The sequence below is a fragment of the Butyricicoccus porcorum genome (assembly GCF_002157465.1).
In the GTDB taxonomy this organism is placed as follows: domain Bacteria; phylum Bacillota; class Clostridia; order Oscillospirales; family Butyricicoccaceae; genus Butyricicoccus_A; species Butyricicoccus_A porcorum.
In genome coordinates this window covers 40,950-59,365 of sequence record NZ_NHOC01000003.1, presented here as the reverse complement: position 1 = coordinate 59,365, position 18,416 = coordinate 40,950, and the positions used below count along the sequence as shown (strand labels likewise).

Annotated in this window: 20 protein-coding genes; 4 read left to right on the top strand and 16 right to left on the bottom strand. The window is 47.3% G+C overall.

Annotation, left to right across the window (positions count from 1 at the left end; genetic code table 11):
• Positions 1-7: 7 nt before the first annotated feature.
• From CBW42_RS03735 to CBW42_RS03700, 8 genes are all read right to left on the bottom strand, one after another.
• On the bottom strand, positions 8-1,999 hold the full coding sequence (locus tag CBW42_RS03735) for a DNA polymerase (protein WP_087017920.1): 1,992 nt from the start codon (positions 1,997-1,999) through the stop codon (positions 8-10).
• Positions 2,000-2,067: 68 nt separating this feature from the next.
• Positions 2,068-2,643, bottom strand: a complete 576-nt coding sequence (locus CBW42_RS03730) for a DUF2815 family protein (protein ID WP_087017918.1) — start codon at positions 2,641-2,643, stop codon at positions 2,068-2,070.
• Between the two features lie 20 nt (positions 2,644-2,663).
• The gene (locus CBW42_RS03725; protein ID WP_087018094.1) at positions 2,664-3,842 is read right to left on the bottom strand and encodes a DUF2800 domain-containing protein; all 1,179 of its coding nucleotides are present in this window, start codon (positions 3,840-3,842) and stop codon (positions 2,664-2,666) included.
• 11 nt (positions 3,843-3,853) lie between these two features.
• Entirely contained in the window at positions 3,854-4,255 is a 402-nt protein-coding gene (locus CBW42_RS03720) for a hypothetical protein (RefSeq protein WP_133058250.1), read from the bottom strand.
• A 52-nt stretch (positions 4,256-4,307) separates the two neighbouring features.
• Positions 4,308-4,511 (bottom strand): hypothetical protein, encoded by a 204-nt coding sequence (locus CBW42_RS03715; protein WP_087017914.1) that lies wholly within the window; start codon positions 4,509-4,511, stop codon positions 4,308-4,310.
• A 96-nt stretch (positions 4,512-4,607) separates the two neighbouring features.
• Positions 4,608-5,249 carry a sigma-70 family RNA polymerase sigma factor gene (locus tag CBW42_RS03710; RefSeq protein ID WP_087017912.1) on the bottom strand — a complete coding sequence of 214 codons (642 nt, stop codon included), beginning with the start codon at positions 5,247-5,249 and terminating at the stop codon, positions 4,608-4,610.
• A 426-nt stretch (positions 5,250-5,675) separates the two neighbouring features.
• On the bottom strand, positions 5,676-5,912 hold the full coding sequence (locus tag CBW42_RS03705) for a hypothetical protein (RefSeq protein WP_087017910.1): 237 nt from the start codon (positions 5,910-5,912) through the stop codon (positions 5,676-5,678).
• A complete protein-coding gene (locus tag CBW42_RS03700) occupies positions 5,896-6,600 on the bottom strand; it encodes an ImmA/IrrE family metallo-endopeptidase (protein ID WP_165761043.1) in 705 nt (234 codons plus the stop codon). Before CBW42_RS03700 ends, CBW42_RS03705 begins: the two co-directional genes overlap by 17 nt.
• Positions 6,601-6,822: 222 nt before the next feature.
• On the opposite strand from CBW42_RS03700, the gene CBW42_RS03695 reads away from it, so the two are divergent.
• From CBW42_RS03695 to CBW42_RS03680, 4 genes are all read left to right on the top strand, one after another.
• Positions 6,823-7,242 (top strand): helix-turn-helix domain-containing protein, encoded by a 420-nt coding sequence (locus CBW42_RS03695; protein WP_087017906.1) that lies wholly within the window; start codon positions 6,823-6,825, stop codon positions 7,240-7,242.
• Positions 7,243-7,284: 42 nt separating this feature from the next.
• Positions 7,285-7,833, top strand: a complete 549-nt coding sequence (locus tag CBW42_RS03690) for an ImmA/IrrE family metallo-endopeptidase (protein ID WP_242969775.1) — start codon at positions 7,285-7,287, stop codon at positions 7,831-7,833.
• A gap of 91 nt (positions 7,834-7,924) precedes the next feature.
• The gene (locus CBW42_RS03685) at positions 7,925-9,190 is read left to right on the top strand and encodes a Y-family DNA polymerase (RefSeq protein WP_087017902.1); all 1,266 of its coding nucleotides are present in this window, start codon (positions 7,925-7,927) and stop codon (positions 9,188-9,190) included.
• A gap of 22 nt (positions 9,191-9,212) precedes the next feature.
• On the top strand, positions 9,213-9,587 hold the full coding sequence (locus CBW42_RS03680; protein ID WP_087017900.1) for a hypothetical protein: 375 nt from the start codon (positions 9,213-9,215) through the stop codon (positions 9,585-9,587).
• Between the two features lie 76 nt (positions 9,588-9,663).
• On the opposite strand, the gene CBW42_RS03675 is transcribed toward CBW42_RS03680, so the two are convergent.
• The 8 genes from CBW42_RS03675 to CBW42_RS03640 form a co-directional block, all read right to left on the bottom strand.
• Positions 9,664-10,425, bottom strand: a complete 762-nt coding sequence (locus tag CBW42_RS03675; RefSeq protein ID WP_087017898.1) for a DUF6904 family protein — start codon at positions 10,423-10,425, stop codon at positions 9,664-9,666.
• A gap of 171 nt (positions 10,426-10,596) precedes the next feature.
• On the bottom strand, positions 10,597-11,892 hold the full coding sequence (locus CBW42_RS03670; protein WP_087017896.1) for a Coenzyme F420 hydrogenase/dehydrogenase, beta subunit C-terminal domain: 1,296 nt from the start codon (positions 11,890-11,892) through the stop codon (positions 10,597-10,599).
• A gap of 21 nt (positions 11,893-11,913) precedes the next feature.
• Positions 11,914-13,434, bottom strand: a complete 1,521-nt coding sequence (locus CBW42_RS03665; RefSeq protein WP_087017894.1) for a lipopolysaccharide biosynthesis protein — start codon at positions 13,432-13,434, stop codon at positions 11,914-11,916.
• Complete coding sequence (locus CBW42_RS03660) at positions 13,434-14,630, bottom strand: polysaccharide pyruvyl transferase family protein (protein ID WP_087017892.1); 1,197 nt, start codon at positions 14,628-14,630, stop codon at positions 13,434-13,436. The genes CBW42_RS03665 and CBW42_RS03660 overlap by 1 nt, the downstream gene beginning before the upstream one ends.
• Positions 14,627-15,526: a glycosyltransferase family 2 protein gene (locus tag CBW42_RS03655; protein ID WP_087017890.1), complete on the bottom strand. Its 900-nt coding sequence runs from the start codon at positions 15,524-15,526 to the stop codon at positions 14,627-14,629. The genes CBW42_RS03660 and CBW42_RS03655 overlap by 4 nt, the downstream gene beginning before the upstream one ends.
• Positions 15,523-15,837 (bottom strand): hypothetical protein, encoded by a 315-nt coding sequence (locus CBW42_RS03650; RefSeq protein ID WP_087017888.1) that lies wholly within the window; start codon positions 15,835-15,837, stop codon positions 15,523-15,525. Before CBW42_RS03650 ends, CBW42_RS03655 begins: the two co-directional genes overlap by 4 nt.
• Positions 15,838-16,093: 256 nt before the next feature.
• Positions 16,094-17,413 carry a nucleotide sugar dehydrogenase gene (locus CBW42_RS03645; RefSeq protein WP_087017885.1) on the bottom strand — a complete coding sequence of 440 codons (1,320 nt, stop codon included), beginning with the start codon at positions 17,411-17,413 and terminating at the stop codon, positions 16,094-16,096.
• Between the two features lie 14 nt (positions 17,414-17,427).
• Complete coding sequence (locus CBW42_RS03640) at positions 17,428-18,405, bottom strand: glycosyltransferase (protein ID WP_087017883.1); 978 nt, start codon at positions 18,403-18,405, stop codon at positions 17,428-17,430.
• Positions 18,406-18,416: the final 11 nt, after the last annotated feature.

Here is an 18,416-nt window from a genome sequence, read left to right as displayed (position 1 = left end):
CCTCACCCTAATCCTTCCTGTAAAACCGGCATTCATAGCCGTCCGCCCGCAGCGGCAGGTCTGCGCACCATTCCAGCGGAACCGACATAATACCGCAGATCTCCTCCACACTGCTCACGCCGTTTGGAACCTCTACAATCATTTCATCGTGCACATGGGCTACAATATCAAAGCCCGCCTGTTCCACGCGCCGCATGGCTTCGACCAGAATATCCCGGCACATGCCCTGCGTAATGTTCTCCACCAGCTTTGCCCCGTAGGTTTCCAGCCGCTCCCACTTGTTTCCGATACCGATGCCCTCATAGGTAATTGACATGTGCCCGAACCGGTTGGGCTCCAGTCTCGGACGGATATACACCAGTCTTCTGCCGGACGGCAGGCGGATCAGCATCATACCGCCCTGATACGCGATACAGATTTTGCCGACGGTCTGCGGCTGTCCGGTGCGAATTGCCTTGTGTGCCGCGCGGTCAATATCGTACCAGAGCCGTACAATCTTCGGATTTGCCTGCCGCCATGCGTCGATAATGTCCTGCAGTTCGGATTCCTTCAGACCGTTTTCCAGTGCGCCCATGCTGATCAGAGCGCCGACCGAACCGCCGTATCCGCATCCCAGTTCCGCCTGCTTGCCTTTCTGCCGCTCCGGGCTGGTTTTGGTGATGGATTCTATGGGAATATGGAACATATTGGCGGCGGTCGCTTCGTAAATCTTGCCATGCGTCCGAAAAACCTCCATACGCCATTCCTCTCCCGCCAGCCAGCTGAGTCCCCGCGCTTCAATCGCAGAGAAGTCCGCGACGATAAAGCGGCAACCCTCCTTCGGCACAAACGCCGTGCGGATGAGCTCGGAAAGCACCTGCGGCGTATTGCCAAAAAAATACTCCAGCGCGCCAAACTGTCCTGTTTTCACGAGATTGCGCGCGATTTCCAGCGGTTCCAGATGGTTTTGCGGCAGATTCTGCACCTGAATCAGGCGGGAGGTAAACCGTCCCGTGTGATTGGCACCGTAGAACAGGAACAGCCCTCTTGCCCTGCCGTCCTGACAGACCGCCCGCTCGCAGGCTTCATATTTCTTTACAGACGATTTTGCCAGCTTCTGCCGGAGCTTGAGCATTTCCAGTACCTCCGCATCGCACCCGCCGCTGTCCAGTTCCTTTACCGCCTGCGCAACCGCTTTTTTGGACAGACTGTCCATCTGGATGCCCCGCACTTCCAGCCAGCCCTTGAGCTGGGACACCGAGTTTGGATTTTCCAATCCGGTCAGCTCATATGCCCGGGCAGTCATCTGCTCGCTGTGCAGCATGTCGCAGGCAATCGCCTGCCGGACAAACGGAAGGTCTATTTTCCAGCCGCGGTCATTGATGCGCTGATCCATATGATAGAACGCAAGTTCCGCTTCTGACAGCGGAAAATGCTGCATCCTCCGGTGAATGTCCCGCTCAGTCGCAACATCCTGCACGCAGTAGGCTTTAAACTCTGACCACTTCTGCGGATCATGCTCCGGCAGGTTTCTGGTTCTGCCTCCATTGGCTTTTGTCGGCCTGCACGGAACACAAAAGTACCGGATCAGGTCTTTGCCCCGTTTGTCCTTCTGTTCCCCGGTTTTCAGCACGGTTGCCACACCGTCCAGCGAAAACGGCAACCCCAGCTCAGCCGCCTGCACCATCGTGCAGTACCAACCGTCCGGGTTCAAAAATTCGCCCTCCTGCAAATACGTTCCGGGATACTGCCGTTTCAGATAACTGGAAAAGCAGACGCGCTCAAACTGTGCATTGTGCGCCATACAGGTCGTACCGGAATCGAAAAAGGCGTCCAGCAGTTCCTGCGGGAATGGCTCTCCGCTGGCAAGGTCTGCAATCCGAACCGGGCCGTCATCGAAAGCATAGGCAACGAGCAAAATCTGAAAGCTGTCCGACTCGGCATAGCGGTACACGCCGCATTTGGCAAGGTTTACGGCCGAGAAGGTTTCAATATCAATATGGACAATGCGCTGTCTCACAGCGAGCTTCCTCCCTTCCTAATCGGAGAACGGCCGGCGGATGCCAGCCGCTCTCCTGCACTGGCTTCTTACCGGAGATAATCGGGCAGTTCTTCCTTCATAAGCTCTTCCTCATCCTCCAGCGCCTCGAATTCCGCCATGGCGCTCACACGGCCGGACAGCGGTTCACCGTCGCTCACCTTCTGGATATTGCCCAGTGAAGCCGCAACGCCGCGGTTGCCATTGGCATTGAACGGATAAAAATTCACCGATACAATGCAATAACAGCCGGAGTACACCTCAGATGGGTCGGTAATCGGCTGGACACGGCGGTCTACGATGCCCGGCTTCTCTTTGTTGTTGGCGTTGATGAAATACGCATTTGCGTATTCCTCGTCATCCGGGCGGTCAATATCGCCGTCGCGCAGCGGCAGTTTGAGGTTTGCCGGAATCTTGCCGTTCCATTTTCCCTTTCCGTTTTCCTTGGCGGTCTGAACCGCTTCGTGAATGGCGCGCAACGTCTGCTTGTCCTCCTTGGAGATGATAAGAGACACGGAATACTTCTCATCCGAGCCGTTGATGGACTTCGGTTCCCAGATATTCGCAAACGAAATGCGGCAGGGAATGTGTACGCGGGTTGCGTTGTTGTTCTGATTGTTTGCCATAATAAACTCCTTTTCGTCATTTAATCCAGTGCCGTAAATTCATCCGGCGCCGCGGTCAGGTCGACCGCCGGACGCTTGTCTGTCTCCGGCACGAGTGTCAGCTTTCCCGGCGGGCGGCAGACCAGACCGCCCAGAATCTCCTGAAATTTCTTCTTTCCCATAAGTTTTTCAAACTCTGTGAGAGTAATCAGGCTTTTCTTATAAATATCCAGATAGCCTGCGGCGACAGCTACCTGTTCCACCTGCTTCTCGTCTGTAAATCGTCTGACCGAGCGCCCTTCCACGACTTTATAGCCCTTCCAGATGACGCCGTGCTGAATCGCTTCCTCCGAGACATAAGCGAACACTTCGTCAATCCACTCAGAAATGCGGTGGAGCATCGGCAGAAGCGCTTCTATCTCTCTGTGATCCAGCGTGGCGGGATTCTTGAATCGCACATTGGGGACAGCATCGGTTTTGTCTGTGCCGTCCAGCTCGCAGAATTCCTCCTGCGCCAGATGCAATGCTTCCTCCGCACGGGCAACACAGTGTGCCTGATGGCGGCAGAATCTACAATGTTCGCCGGGGACCAGCTTGCCTTTTCCCTGATATGCCAGCGCCGCTCTGGGCTTGACATACGTATTGCCCCACCGGATTAACTCCTCAACGGAACAGGTGTAGGTCGCCACGTTGTCCACCCGTGGCTGAACGATTGAAAGTGCCACCTGCTGAATGTCATACATCCATGAACAGGCATTCAGTGCGCCGAGCCCGTACAGCATCAGCTGTGGATTTTCCCGAACCTCCACATACTGGAATCCGGTCTTGAAGTCGATGACATGCATCGTTCCGTCCGCGGCAATGATGCAGTCTGCTGTGCCGAAGCCATCGGGTGCATAGTTGGAATAATCCAGTTGTTTTTCGACCATCACCAGCGGTACCGGGCAGGTCTGTTTGACTTCCTCCAGCGTGTCCGCAAAAAAATGGAGATACACATCGGTGTAGCGTTCGATTTGCTCCGTATAAAACTCCGACTGCGGGCGCGGCATCCGCCCATGCAGGTAGTGCTTCACCTTGTACTCACACAGCTCATGTGCGGCGGTGCCCTCCTCCGCATAGCGTGTGGATGTGTCCGGATAGTACTCCTCCAGCCGCGCCGATGGCGTGCAGTTCAGCCATCTGTGACTGGAGGATGCGGATAACAGTGCATGTTTTCCCATTTTGCCCTCTGTCACAGCCGGTTGAAGTCATAGAGAAACGCTTCATATTTCTCCGGCGGGAGCGCTGAAAGCGAACTCGAACCGTGCTTGTTCAGCAGTGCCTTTACCTTGTCTGCGGGAATTCGGGCTGTCGGGTCGGTGACCTTCGACTGAATGGTGTAAAGGAATTCCTGCTTGGTCATCTGCTTTTTCGGGGCATCCTGCTCCACGGCAGTTTCCGGAGCATCCTCCCAGGGCGGTGTGTTACTGTCCGGCTGTTCCTCCGGGACAATCGGAGCCGTGCCCTGTGCCGCCGTTTCCAGCAGTTTCGCCTGTTCTGCCATCGCGTCAAAAATCATCGCGTATCCCCTGAACACCATGTTCAGACCGCCCGCCAGCTTTGCCGAATCAAAGGTTCCTGTTTTGTCAGACATTTTGTTTTCCTCCATTGCTTCGCAGGATATCCTGCGTCCGAAAATAGTTGGTTTATCCGTCAGATTTGCTGTCATCCGGCACCTCCTTCACGCTGAAGCTGTCCACCATCCTGCCCGGCAGAATGATAACAAACTGCTGTTTCTTCCCGAACAAAGCGTTCAGAAAACGATTGCGGAGCGTGATGCGTCTGGCTGTCAGCACCGGCTCCCCCGGATTGCCGGGCGTGTTGATGTCCACATGAAATTTCCTGTTCATATCGCTGTGCCTCCTTCCCTTTGGATTTTAGGGAGTTGTCCCCTTCACCTGCTGTCGTGGGAAATCGGAAATAACAGGCAGTCACAGAAAAATTTTTCAAAAAAGCTTCCGCATTCGTTTCAGCGCCGCGCGCAGGGCATCGGTCACCGACTGCTGGCGGATGCCCAATGCGTCTGCAATCTGCTGCTGTGTCAGCTGTTCAAAGAAATACAGCTTCACAATCCGGCGCTGGCGGTCGGTCAAGCAGTCCAGCAGTTCCGCAATGCTGTCCTGCTGAACGATGTGTGCCAACACATCATCTTCTGTCTGATTTTCGAGCTGTTCCCACGGGTCAGTGCCATCTTCATATGCATACTGCCGGTTTCCCGTGCGGTCACCTTTCCGGTTCATATTGTTCTCCGCGGCCCGCTCTTCGCCCCGGAGCGCCACGACCACGCTCCATTCCATTTGCTCCAGCGTTTCCGCAGAAATGGTATGCTTCTCCGGCAGACCATTTTTTCCGCCATCAAAGGTATATGTATACGAACCGCATTCCGCCAGATTGACCACCGTAGAACCGGTCACGCTTTTGTAGGTGACAAACCCGCTGGGATATACCGCCATACTTCCGTCTGCACTGACTGCCACAGGTTCTTCGTTTTCCCGGAGATATTTCGGCGTAGGCTTGTTTTTCCCAATAGTACTCCTGACCATGGAGCGCAGTGCTTGGAAGGTAATGTGTTCGTTTTTTCTGTTCATGATTCTCTGTCCTTTCCGCTCTGGATGCGGTTGGGGCAAAGAATCCTCCTTCCAATAAAAAACGGCCCTATGTGAAGTACACACAGAGCCGCCGGGTCGATATCTGTCTTAAAAATGAGCGCAACAGGCTGAGGGTACTTCCTGCGGTCTGTACACGGTTGATTGTCAAATCATTCCGTGTTCCAGAACCGTATGAGATATCCTTTGCCCTATTGCAACTCAGGCACGATATTTTGTTTTATTCTGTTGATTGGTTTGCTTGTCTTGTTGAAAATAAAAAAAGAGCCGCATGATTGCCCACCTGTTCCGTAAACAACAGCCTGAAAAGACTGTCTGGTTAGTTTTACGGCTTAGGAAGTCATCGCAATCATGCGGCCCCTTATAGCACAGCTACATCAGCTCACTCTATTCTTTTTTCGTTTCCGGTTACGAAATCCTGCGAAAGGATACTCTGCGCATGGAAAGAACATCGAAAACGGTCTCCTTCCCGCACACCTTGCACTTTGTCTGTACATGCCCGCGGGTATCCTCGAATACCCGGATGGATTTGCTGTTGCAGTACGGACACTTGATAAATCTGGATTTCTGTCCTGAAACCTCGTCGCTGGAGCATCGGATTTTCTGCATCATCTCCGGCGTAAGCGGCTTAAACGTCCTCCTCATCGTTCCACACCTCCAATGTTCCCTGATATTCCGTATATGGTTTGTCCAGTAAATATCCCAGCTGACGCAGCCGGATTTCCAGCGCACTGCGGGATACCTCCAGAATTTCACAAATGTTCTTCATCACCCAGTAATCATGGTAAGAAAATGCGTGTTCATAGCAGATCAGCTTCCTGCCGCAGGCGTATTTCCTCATACAGCCTGCAATGACTGCTTTGGGCATCAGCAGTGCCGCACCCAGTGCATTTGCCTGCCATTCATTCCAGTCCTCCTGTGATTTGAGATCACGGAGGGAGTATGTACGCTTTTGTACCTCCGGCGTCGGATTGTCTGCATTCTCATACCGATGGAGAATCTGATGGGCACATTCATGTGCCAGTGTAAACCGCCGGCGGCCCAACTGCTGTTTTTTATCCAACAACAGTCGTTCCTCCAACAGGACAGTATCCGCAGGCAGTGAAATGACCTGTGTTTTTCCATGACAGAGCAATTCCAGCTCCACCGGAGAAAAGGTGGTTGCCCCCAGAATGCTGAAATCGTCAGACAATCGTTCATATCGAATATGCAAACCCAAAAAGCTCCGCGCAAGACGTTCCACATCGATGGCGTCCAGTGTCACTCGGCCCGGTTTGAATTCCCTGAGGATGGAATCAGCAATAACATCCAAATCCTGATATGATAAAATCATAAGCACACATCCCTTCTCTGAGTCAATAAAGGAAACTGAGTTACATACTCTTGAAAAAAAATTCTTCGTATTCATCTCTGCCTCTTGACAAAACATGAAATTCAACGTATGATATATGTAAATCAATCGCTTATCATATCCTGATTATAGGCAGTTTTATTTCATTTGTCAATAGTGTTTTTGGAACAATATGCAATTTAATCGCACAAAGAGGTGACCAACATGAAATTCGGGGAAAAGCTGAAGTACCTTCGCACCGAAAAAAAATTGACGCAGGCAGAGCTTGCCAAAGCCGTCGGCGTCAGCCTCCGAACCTATGCCAGCTATGAACAGGAGGGTCGCTACCCGCGCAAGCGTGAGCTGTACGGCAAGCTGGCGGAACAGCTCGGCTGTGATACCAATTATCTGCTGACCGAAGACGAGGAATTTGTATCCCAGGCCGGTGCGCAATACGGAAGCCGCGGCAGACAGCAGGCGGAACAGTTAGTTGCCGAATTGTCCGGCATGTTCGCAGGCGGTGAGCTTTCCGATGCGGACAAGGATGCGGTCATGATTGCCCTGCAGAAGGCCTACTTCGACTGTAAAGAGGACAACAAAAAATACACCCCCAAAAAATATCGCAAAGACAGCATTTTCGACTGAATCAGCCACAAACAACTGCAATACGTTCAGGAGGTGTAGATTTTGGATTCCTATTCAGTTTTCAAACAGGCGAACAGCCTTGTCCGGCAATGCGGGACAAGGGATCCGCTTAGAATTGCCAAAGAGATCGGAATTAAAATTTATTATGAGGATGCGTTTACCGATCTTCTGGGAATGTATACGTTCCGCTGGAACCATCGCATGATGTTTCTCAATCCCAAAATGGATACACGGCTTCGCCAGATGGTCGCGGCACATGAAATCGGGCATGATTGCAGGCATCGTGATCTGGCAAAAGGCGGTGCCCTTCAGGAGTTTGTCCTGTTCAACATGAAGGACACAACAGAATATGAGGCAAATGCCTTTGCCTCCCATATTCTTCTGGACAGCGATCAGGTGTATTCACTGGCACGGGAAGGCTATGATGTCGTACAGCTTTCTCAGATGCTGGGATCGAACGTCAATCTCATGCTGATCAAACTACAGGAATTAAATCATCTCGATTATCATTTCAAAATTCCCTATACACCGGACAGCCGCTTTTTCCGCAATATCAAAGGCAGTGAACTGCCGGAAGAGTTTATCGAGTGACAATACGTCGGATTTTGTTCTGCAGATCGGCGTATTGTCTCTGCTGTCGCTTTATCTGCTTTCGCCGGGAGGAGGCGTTTTCTTTTACGCTATGAATCGAACATTTGTTTGCATTGATCTCAAAAGCTTCTATGCTTCTGTGGAATGTGTAGAGCGAGGACTGGATCCATTGACCACAAACCTCGTCGTAGCTGATCCAGAACGAGGGGAAAAGACAATCTGCCTTGCGGTCTCCCCCTCCATGAAAAAACTCGGTGTGCATAACCGCTGCCGTGTATTTGAGATACCGAAACATATCGAATACATCACAGCGCCGCCGCGGATGCAGCTCTATATTGACTATTCCGCCAACATCTACGCGGTTTATCTGAAATACGTTTCAAAAGAGGACATTCATGTCTACAGTATCGATGAGGTTTTCATGGATGTAACCCATTATCTTGTCTTTCACCGTATGACCGCAAAGCAGCTGGCGGTTGCCATCATGGATGATGTGCTGCAAACCACAGGTATTACAGCCACAGCAGGCATCGGAACAAATTTATATCTGGCAAAAATCGCAATGGATATCATGGCAAAGCATTCAGATGACCACATCGGAATCCTGACAGAGCAAACCTATCGGGAACAGCTCTGGGATCATAAACCGCTGACTGATTTCTGGCGCATCGGCAGAGGAATTTTCACCAGACTGGCCCGCAATGGCATGTGGACAATGAGGGATATCGCACGGATGTCCGAATTCAATGAAGATCTGTTGTATCGCTTATTCGGAGTTGATGCCGAATTGCTGATTGACCACGCATGGGGACGGGAACCCACCACCATTGCAGATATCAAAGAATACAAGCCGCAGTCCCACTCCATATCCAGCAGTCAGGTTCTTCCCCGAAACTACAGCTTCGAAGAAGGTCGGCTGATTGTCCATGAAATGACAGACCTGCTTGTTCTGGATCTCGTCGACAAAGGCCTGACTGCGGAATCCGTCACGCTCCAGCTGGGATATGACAGACATCTGGAGCTGAAACCGGCACATGGCAGCATGCACCTCGGTACGCCCACCAGCTCTACAGCTAAAATCATGCACGCAGTAGACAGCCTGTACAGCAGAATTATGACCCGGACTGCTCCCCTTCGGCGGATCAATCTTACCTTCAACAATGTATCCGAAGAAACTTTCCAGCAGTGTGATCTGTTTTCCGATCCCATTAAGCTGGAACGGGAGCGAAACATGCAACTGGCTGTGTTGAACATCAAAAAGCGTTATGGAAAAAACGCTATTCTGAAAGGGATGAATCTACAATCCGCCGCTACAACGATGGACCGGAACCGCCAGATCGGCGGGCACAAGGCATAACGCGATTGACATGGAGGAAGTTATGAAATCACATGCAAAAATGAGCCGTTTAGACCGTGCAAAACAGTTCTCCCCCTTCGCCGCGCTTAAGGGGTATGAAACTGCACTCCGGGTTAAAGAGAAAGTGCTTGTTCCACGCATCGAACTATCCGAGGAAGCGCAGGCCGAATTAGACCAAAAACTTCACATGATTGCGAAAGACGACTGGATCACCGTCGTTTATTTCCATTGCTTTACCGGCTCTGATATCGGAGAATATTTGCAGATCACGGGAAAGGTTTCAAGGCTGGAGCCCGAAAGGAGGATTCTTCAAATTGCGAATACCATCATATCTATTAACGATATTCGTAGTCTCAAAAGTGAACTCTTCTTTCCGCTGGAATGTCGACACGCATAAAAATATGCCTGTATTTTCCTGATGCTAACCACAGCAGAGTAATATCAGTATATGTAAAATCATGTACTGACTGCAGTTACCACTCAATCTCTTCCGGATATTCCAGTCTGGAATCATGGAGAGAATAAATATCTGTGTTATACTCTTTCGCTGCAGTACGTAAATCTCTTAATAACGTATAATATGCCTGTGGTGCTTTCACCAATCGTTTCGCAATATTACGTAGTTTATCTTTACGTTTTTCCAACGGTGCTTTCAATAATTCTATGTTGCATTTATCAATATACTGAGTCGCATAGCAGGCATAACTATCATAAGAATTCTCCCATGAACGAATGATCTTTTCTAATTCAAGGCCACCGATTACTTCACCTAACGCCTGCCAGACTCCCGCGGCAAACTGATTCAGATATGCCTTATCATGAACATAATCAGAGTACGGCGGCAAATGTTCTCCCTCTTCCATATTCTTCGATTCGTAAAACTTCCTTGCACTTGGGAACGCCTGTTGCATAGAGACAGCAGCAAAAATTGCCAGTGGAAACAGCACATTTACACTGTAATAAACATTATTGGTTGGAGTAATCATTTTATGCCATCGCATTATTTCCTGATTCATTCCATTTTCAACCGTAAAAATATCGCGATCGCCCATATACGCATGACGAATATCATAGCAGATCGCCAGCAGAGTATTCCTCACTCCATAATATGCAGAAGTCGGATCATCTACTATCCCTGTTATACGGTAGATAGATTCCGTAAGCTCATAGAAATCCTGTAAGTCTCCTTGAATGGTAACACCGGTCAGGTGCTCTGTTGGCTTGAATCGCAACATAATATTTTCTCCTCATATTTATATCAATAAATTCAGACTGAATCATTCTGGTATCCATTTACCCAAGGACAATCAAAAATGTAAGTTTGACATTAATCGTTCAAGTCAGCCTGTGCATTGCCGGATCATCATTCATTGCTCAATGCAAATAAAACTGAGTGCCATAGCACTTCACTTGATTCTCCGCTTAATATAACTGTAACAACGTTTCACAAATTTAACTGCAGGGTTCGGCTTCTTATTATCTTTCCTAATCTGTTTTTGAAGTTCTGTAGAATTAATGTCATATACTGCTCCGGCTCGAAGTTTTTTCAGTCCGTTTTTCAAGTCTTGCGTAAAGAGTTCAGGTTCTTTTTCCCTCGGAACACCGTCATTAAGATCAAGACCATTGCCAATTTGCTCCGCTTTCAGGTCTCCAAAATACAAATTATCCAGACGCCAATCCAATGCCTGCGCCTGCTGAATTTCCTCGATACAAATATCGCGAATCTCGAGTAGATCCTTTGCGGCTGCCCATGCACTTACACCGATCTGGGTACGGATAATGACAGAATTGCTGCCCAGTTTAGATTCGTCTTTTCCAGTATAATTGTCACCCAGAGAAATATCTGCACAGACGTTCAACTTATCTACACAGTAAATGCAGCGCTCTGGCACAAAATATGCCTTTGCTTTTGTGCGGTCTGCCAAGGGGCGATAGAACGGCTTGCCGTCTTTTGGAAAGAACTTCATGTCGCCAGGCCAGCCGCCGCTCTCTTTATTCTTAAAATGTAGCGCTTCAAGAGGTGCATCTGGAGAGTAAGTATCCTCAAAATACGAAATGACATTGTAATTGAAAACTTTGTCACAAAACAAGCCGATAAACAGATATTGTGTACGTTCCAAGTTCAACTTTTTGATGGCAGCCTGCAGACCCCGGATGGCACAAGAAGTCCCCACAAAAATCAGCCGGGTATTCCGATGAGTCTTTATGTACATAATCGCCTTTTCATGTGAGACTGGAAGATACCGGGATTTAGGCGCATTGGACTCATTCCAGCGGGTGCCGACCTCTTCTGTAGTATACAGCCTAGTCTTTAGCTGATCCCGGTAGTCGTATGAATCCAAGCAGAACGCACCATCATAGACTCCACTGGTAAGCAATTCCCGAATAATTGTGGAAACTACGCCGCCCGAAGCGCTGACATTGCGCAGCGCCGAATCCTTGCTCCAAGCATTAAAACAACCTAGAACAGAACCCGTTACTGTATCTGCCGCAGTTCCGGCAGTCTCATAATTTTGCCCCAAACCAGGGCATACTGAGACGCACAAACCGCAACCAATGCAAAACTTCTCATCAATTTTGGGAACATACAGACCATTTTGCTTGTCCCAGGAAATACATCCTTTTGGACATATCCCCTTGCAGATCCCGCAGCCGCAGCACAGCCCTGCCTGTACGGTAGTGTATACAGTTTCCTGTTCCATACATACCCCTTTCGTTAATTGTTAGAACTGCCTTTTTAGGATTCTTCGAACCATGGCAATCATTCCCTCAAATTCCGAGCGCTTGCAGTTACACAATGCAAAAATACCATTGGGCACAATAACGCAAATACATATTCGCAGCAGAAACGTCAGAGTTCTGTCTTCAAACATGGAACAAATCCAGAAGGTCACGGTACCTGCCAGCAGCATCGTTGCGGCACTGAAAAGCATTTTTTCGTAATAGACCTTGCTGCTACAATGGAATACATACTTGAAAATCGTATAGTTCTCCCAAGGAATCGAAATAAAGAGAGAAAAAACTGTAGATAAAATAACACCAGAGATTCCAACAATTTGAACCAAAACAATATTCAGCACTACATTTACAACCATGCAGACATATGGCCGAAAACGATCCTCCCACCATATACCGGCAGCATCCTTATACACCACCGGAATTTTGCGAATCTGATAGATATAGAAATATAGTCCCATTTCCAGAACAACATAGAATGGGAACATTAACTCTTCCCCAACCCAAATCTGCATGAAAGGCTGATACAGGCAAACCAAGCAGACGGTGCACCAGCCAACAAGCCAGGAGTTGATAAAAGAGAATTTCTCAAAGTTACGATAGTTGGTATCCAGTGAATCTGTTTGTAGACTGTTGCCTAGTCCGGCAGTCATAGAGGAGTAGATGATACCAGTAAATCCCGTAATTGCCGTCATAATGTAATGGTAATTGCCGTACATTGCAATCACCGTTAGACCCAGAAAAGCTGACATGACCAGATTATCTGCAGCATTTAGCACCACGGTATTTAATTTTGTTCCGATCAAGGCCGTTGTCTTTTTGAAAATAGAATGCTTTAATTCGGTAGAAACTTCACCTTCCGGCTTCATATTCGGAAAATTACGATTAACAAAAGCACACCGAAGAATGTTGGTCAATACGGTAAAGACCGGTAGCCAGATGACATAGGCATAGTATTCTTTCGTTAAGAATAGACAAAGCAGCATAACGGCGTATGATGCCGGAGTAATAATCGATGCAATCTTACTGTTAATGTCATCACGTTGATAAGCCTGCAATAGCGCATTTTTATAGGCAAAAAGCCAGTAACTCAGAACAGCGTTGAACAAATAGATAAAGTACAGCAAATAAAGATTGATATCCGGCGGTAATTCTTCTGGAACCAGAATTTTAAGAAACGGCATAAGAAATAATCCGATCACGAGAATTACTGTACCAATAATTCGATATAGCTTTCGATATAAGTTCAACAAAGCCTTGATCGTCGTATGATCGTTTTCTGCAATAGGCTTGTACATACTGTACACCATTGCTGAACCAACGCCAAGTTCTGTCAAGCTCAAAAAACTTAGTATGGAAGAAAACAGGCTGCTTAAGCCAAGGTACTGTGTACCCATAACATAGAGAATCACCGTTCTGGAGATAAAAGGCAGAACAATATTAATGATACGGTTCACAGAGCCAAAAGCAATATTGCGCAATGTATTTTTTGTTCGTGCAAATCTCATTATGACTCCTTCTGATGCTGGGTTAGTACATCGAAAACATTCTGCTGCTGAACATCTGCCAGTCCTTTCTGAATCTTTACAGACTCCTCAAGGTGACAGGCATCCATCTTTGCAATTACAGCAAGCATTTGCGCTGCTTCAATTTTGTTGCGAACATCTAAGACATATTGCTCCTGGCCAAACAGCTTCAGCAGGTCATGATATTTTGTCGCCCATCCCAAAGCAATACAAGGTATTCCATTTTTAAAAGCATGGACAATGGAATGGAAGCGGGATGCAACTAGATACTGGAACTTCTTTACTAACTCATTGAATTCCAGACAATTGAAATCCTGCTCCAACAGAATCACTTTATCATTGGACAAAAAAGATTTCTTCAATTTTCTGCATAGATCGGAATCCATGGCAGAATGGCTTAGCAGATAAACTGTTTTCCCATGGTCCAACAAAGCATTGATTGCATTGGTATATAGCGCCAAAACAGTATTTTGATCGCTGATATTTGTATTCATGGAATTGGGGATAACCGCAACGCTGTTTGATTTGATCTCCGGCAAATTAAGAGCTGGTGCAGAAGTAAAAATATTGGCTAGATCAATTTTCGTATTACTTAGTACCAAATCGTACGTCAAACGCACATTCTTCAGCTCATAGGTATTCACGAGAGCATCATAGCCCTCCTTCTCCCGTGCGAAGATTATTTTTGCGGTTGGAAGCAGTTTTTGAATGCGAATATTCAAGGCCTGCCGTTCTTCTCCAAAGTCGAAGGGGCCAAATGACTGCGGCATAAGATACACAGGGATTCCAAATCCGTTGGCAAATTCCAAAATATCCAGATAATCATTGCAAATCTTGTCACTCCAGTTACTACCAAGAGCGTATCCACTGATATCCACGATAAAGTCAGTATTACGATAAAGCGCTTCAGCTTCCAGCAGCTCAGAACGATTGCGAAGCAATATGATCCTTCGTTGAACCAGATTATGCTGGCAATGGGCAAATTTTAGGGGATACCAGCCGACAAAATCAAAGGTGAAAACATCCTTGTCCAGCTTTCGATTTGCCAGATCAACGGGAGAATATAAATAAATCCTATGATCCGGAAAACGCTCACGCAGTTCATGTACCGCAATCAGAGTCATGGCCTGCGCACCTTTATTCACCATTCCGCCACCGGTGATAATGATATTTCTCATGCCTGTTTTATCCTTTTCACCAACATTTTCGCCCCATGAAGCACCATTGCAAGCCCGATTGCCAATTTGGGTGCTCCGATATAATCAGCAATTTCTCCAATGGATAAATGATTGGAATGGTCACAATAAAAAGTATACCACATCATTGCTTTCTGCTTAGATGAGTAGTTCAGAAAATCTGCCTTTTCTCGCAGCCACAGCCCATGTCCTTGCGGACGATTTAGGAACCGCTTGTTTCCAGATGCGGTCAATCCATCGGGTTGATATTCGTACACCCAGATTATATCATCGTAAATACGCACAAGATAACCATCATGCGCCATGCGATTCCATGTAACAGCGGGAGTAATGAAATTTTCGCCCTCAAATTCTGGATATTTATATTTTTTTTGAAGTTCAGTATAAAATACCCAGGCACGTTCGCCATCAATGGGATGGTCACAGCACTCCTCGTATCGCTCAAGCAAACTCGCATCCCGATATGGCTCTGGCCATGGTGTATTGGGTGTTTCCGTAGGACTAGTGCCTAAATTACCTACAACACCGCAAAATCTCCCGTCTTTAGGTAACTCTTTTTCCCATTTATCAATTTTTTCCAACGCATCATCGGTGAGATAATCATCACTATCCACATTAAAAAACAACTCGCCCTTCGCTAAATCAACACCGTAGTTGATCGCTCGACACTTGCCTCCGTTTTCTTTCTTGTAGTAGCGGATAGGGAAATCATTTCCATCCTGTTTCCATTTGGTTATCACTTCTTCGGTATTATCAGAAGAACCATCATCCACGATCAGCCACTCAAAATCCCGAAAAGTCTGACGCTGCAGCGATCGGTACAATTTTTCAATAATATACGCCCGATTATAGGTCGGAGTAAATACGGTAATTCTCACAGTTCATCCTTCTTTTTTCGAATAATATATCCATAGGTATCCTTAAGCTGTGAGCGAAGTTTGTCCCATTCATTCCCCCTCAACTCCTTGATTTCACGCCAAGGACGATCGATTGTAGGATGCCTCTCACAGCCATTTATGTGTTGCTTCTGAAACGCTTCTGCTGTTTTGACAAAACGCGCAGGATTTCCTGCGTAAACGGCATAGGGTGGTACGTCACAAGTCACCACGCTTCCTGCACCAATGACAGCGTAATCTCCAATTCGGACATTACACAGAATTGTGGTTCCATGCCCAATAAAAACTTTCAACTATGCCAATTTTGCAGGTTCCTTCTGTTAGATATCCCATACTGGCATCATGGGCTAGAATTTTTACATTAGAAGAAATCGTAACATAGCCCCCCACAGTAATTAGCCCGGGATACAGAGAGTCAAAAGCGTACTCAGAAAAAATATCAACATGTTCACCGATACGCAGGCCACGGGCTTTTAATGTTTCCAGTTCTATTTGGGCGGGATTTTTACCCCTCTTAATAATTTGTTCATAATTCTTCTTAGTTTCATTTTACAATCTCCAGCACCGAACCCCAGCTACTGTTGTCTGTCTGCAATCCAACATGCCCTTCACATCTACAATGACCTTTTCATCATTAGGCATATCTCGGAACAGTTTTAAATATTGCTCCACGCTCATCTGACGGAACTCATTGTGGGCAACAGCCAGGATTAGGCAATCAAGGTCTTCTATTTCTTCCATAGGCGTCAAAGTCACACCATACTCGCGTATGGCGTCCTGCTTACTTGCCCAAGGATCTACCACAATAGGATCGATGCCATATTCCTTCAATCGGACAATAATATCTTCTACCTTTGAATTGCGGGTGTCGGGGCAATTCTCTTTGAAAGTCAAGCCAAAAATGGCAACCTTTGCGTTCTTGGGAGACTTACCTGCCAAAACCATTTCCTTAATAGCAGCATCGGCTACAAAAGCACCCATACCATCGTTGACCTTCCGACCTGCCAAAATGATCTGACTGTGATAGCCCAACTTTTCCGCCTCGTAGACAAAGTAGTATGGGTCAACACCGATGCAGTGACCACCTACAAGGCCGGGACGAAACCCCAAGGCATTCCACTTAGTGTTCATGCCATCCACCACCTCATTGGTGTCGATTCCCATACGGTCGAAAACTATTGCCAGCTCATTCATAAACGCGATGTTGATATCCCGCTGACTGTTTTCCACCACCTTGATAGCCTCGGCGGTTTTAATAGACGAAACCGGATATGTACCAACTTCAATCACAAGGCCATAAACATTCTTTATCTCTTCCAGCGACTCGGCATCCATACCAGATACAATTTTCTTAATGTTCTCCAGCCGGTGTACCTTGTCGCCAGGATTGATTCGTTCAGGGGAATAACCGATTTTAAAGTCTACACCGCACTTCAGCCCGGATTCCCTCTCCAAAATCGGAATGCAAACATCCTCTGTAACGCCAGGATAAACCGTGGACTCATAGACCACGATGGAGCCAGGAGTCAGATTGCGTCCAACCACTTCACTGGCACTAATGACAGGAGTCAGATCAGGTGTCTTATCCTGGTTGATAGGAGTCGGAACAGCCACGATCAAAAATTTTGCCTTGCGCAGATCCATTTCATCAGCAGTGAAGTAAACAGAAGTGTTCTGAATGGCTTCGTCGCCAGCCTCGTGGGTGGGATCAATGCCAGCGCGATACAGGTTGATCTTGACCTGATTCACATCAAAACCGATTACATCAGCTTTTTTTGCAAAGGCCACCGCGATGGGCATGCCCACATAGCCAAGGCCTACCAATGCAATTTTTTCTTGGCGGTTCACAATTTTTCCGTAAAGTGACATAGTTTCTCCTCCGTTTAAACGCCTATTTTCAGGCAGTTACGCAGCTTGCAAGCTGTGACAAAAGATACATCAGAGAGAATTGCCCACACGCGCTGCTTCAGGGGCAGACTCCGCTTATCGTTATTTGTTAATGGGTATTGTTTCCGCGTAACATAAAGTTTTTCAAAAACTTTCGCTTGTTCGTCTGCCCTCATATGGAGTAGAGACATTTGACCCATGTACAGACAAGTGTACCACAAATTGATTCTTGCCTGAGACAGCAACTCTGGAAAACGCTCTTGAAGCAATTTTAGCCGCTGGCACTTGGCATCCACCGCCTGAAGCCGATGCAAAGAAAAAGAACCGTGCATTACAGACTCTGGCTGTTGCCGATAGGCATACATATTGCACGAAGTATGTACCAGCTTTCTGGCATTAGCAATCACTCGATAGGTCCAGAATTCATCGTCGATACGGTTACCAACAGGAAATCTAATATTGTCAATCGTCTGATTGCGGTATAATTTATTCCATATGATCTGTCGAAATAATGTGTCATTAATATGATATGACAAAGCATCGCGTGCTGTATATTCCTGATATATCCAATTGTTCTCTTCATCGAATAACATATAGTCATCAGATGTTTCCTTATAGTTACATTCAACAATATCCACATTTTCCGTCATGAAGTGGAGCAAATGTTCATACATATGTGGCGCAATATAATCATCGCTATCAACAAATCCAACGTATTGTCCTTCGGCAATATCTAAAGCCACATTTCGTGCCTGACCACTGCCGCCATTTTTCTTGTGAATCACTTTAATGCGGCTATCTTTCGCCGTCCAAGCATCACATATGGCTGAACAATTGTCAGGAGAACCGTCATCAACCAGAATAATTTCCAGATTACGATAAGTCTGATCTACAATGGACTGCACACAGCGGTCAAGATACGCTTCCACTTTATAAACAGGTACGATCACACTGATAAGTTCCGACTGATTCAAGGGAAAACCTC

What these genes read in the sequence shown, in the direction of transcription:
- CBW42_RS03685 (WP_087017902.1), top strand. Translation starts at nt 7,925, where the DNA reads ATGAATCGAACATTTGTTTGCATTGATCTCAAAAGCTTCTATGCTTCT.
- CBW42_RS03660 (WP_087017892.1), bottom strand. Translation starts at nt 14,630, where the DNA reads ATGAGAAATATCATTATCACCGGTGGCGGAATGGTGAATAAAGGTGCG.
- CBW42_RS03730 (WP_087017918.1), bottom strand. Translation starts at nt 2,643, where the DNA reads ATGGCAAACAATCAGAACAACAACGCAACCCGCGTACACATTCCCTGC.
- CBW42_RS03725 (WP_087018094.1), bottom strand. Translation starts at nt 3,842, where the DNA reads ATGGGAAAACATGCACTGTTATCCGCATCCTCCAGTCACAGATGGCTG.
- CBW42_RS03645 (WP_087017885.1), bottom strand. Translation starts at nt 17,413, where the DNA reads ATGTCACTTTACGGAAAAATTGTGAACCGCCAAGAAAAAATTGCATTG.
- CBW42_RS03720 (WP_133058250.1), bottom strand. Translation starts at nt 4,255, where the DNA reads ATGTCTGACAAAACAGGAACCTTTGATTCGGCAAAGCTGGCGGGCGGT.
- CBW42_RS03675 (WP_087017898.1), bottom strand. Translation starts at nt 10,425, where the DNA reads ATGTTGCGATTCAAGCCAACAGAGCACCTGACCGGTGTTACCATTCAA.
- CBW42_RS03670 (WP_087017896.1), bottom strand. Translation starts at nt 11,892, where the DNA reads ATGGAACAGGAAACTGTATACACTACCGTACAGGCAGGGCTGTGCTGC.
- CBW42_RS03710 (WP_087017912.1), bottom strand. Translation starts at nt 5,249, where the DNA reads ATGAACAGAAAAAACGAACACATTACCTTCCAAGCACTGCGCTCCATG.
- CBW42_RS03665 (WP_087017894.1), bottom strand. Translation starts at nt 13,434, where the DNA reads ATGAGATTTGCACGAACAAAAAATACATTGCGCAATATTGCTTTTGGC.
- CBW42_RS03700 (WP_165761043.1), bottom strand. Translation starts at nt 6,600, where the DNA reads ATGATTTTATCATATCAGGATTTGGATGTTATTGCTGATTCCATCCTC.
- CBW42_RS03705 (WP_087017910.1), bottom strand. Translation starts at nt 5,912, where the DNA reads ATGAGGAGGACGTTTAAGCCGCTTACGCCGGAGATGATGCAGAAAATC.
- CBW42_RS03680 (WP_087017900.1), top strand. Translation starts at nt 9,213, where the DNA reads ATGAAATCACATGCAAAAATGAGCCGTTTAGACCGTGCAAAACAGTTC.
- CBW42_RS03695 (WP_087017906.1), top strand. Translation starts at nt 6,823, where the DNA reads ATGAAATTCGGGGAAAAGCTGAAGTACCTTCGCACCGAAAAAAAATTG.
- CBW42_RS03715 (WP_087017914.1), bottom strand. Translation starts at nt 4,511, where the DNA reads ATGAACAGGAAATTTCATGTGGACATCAACACGCCCGGCAATCCGGGG.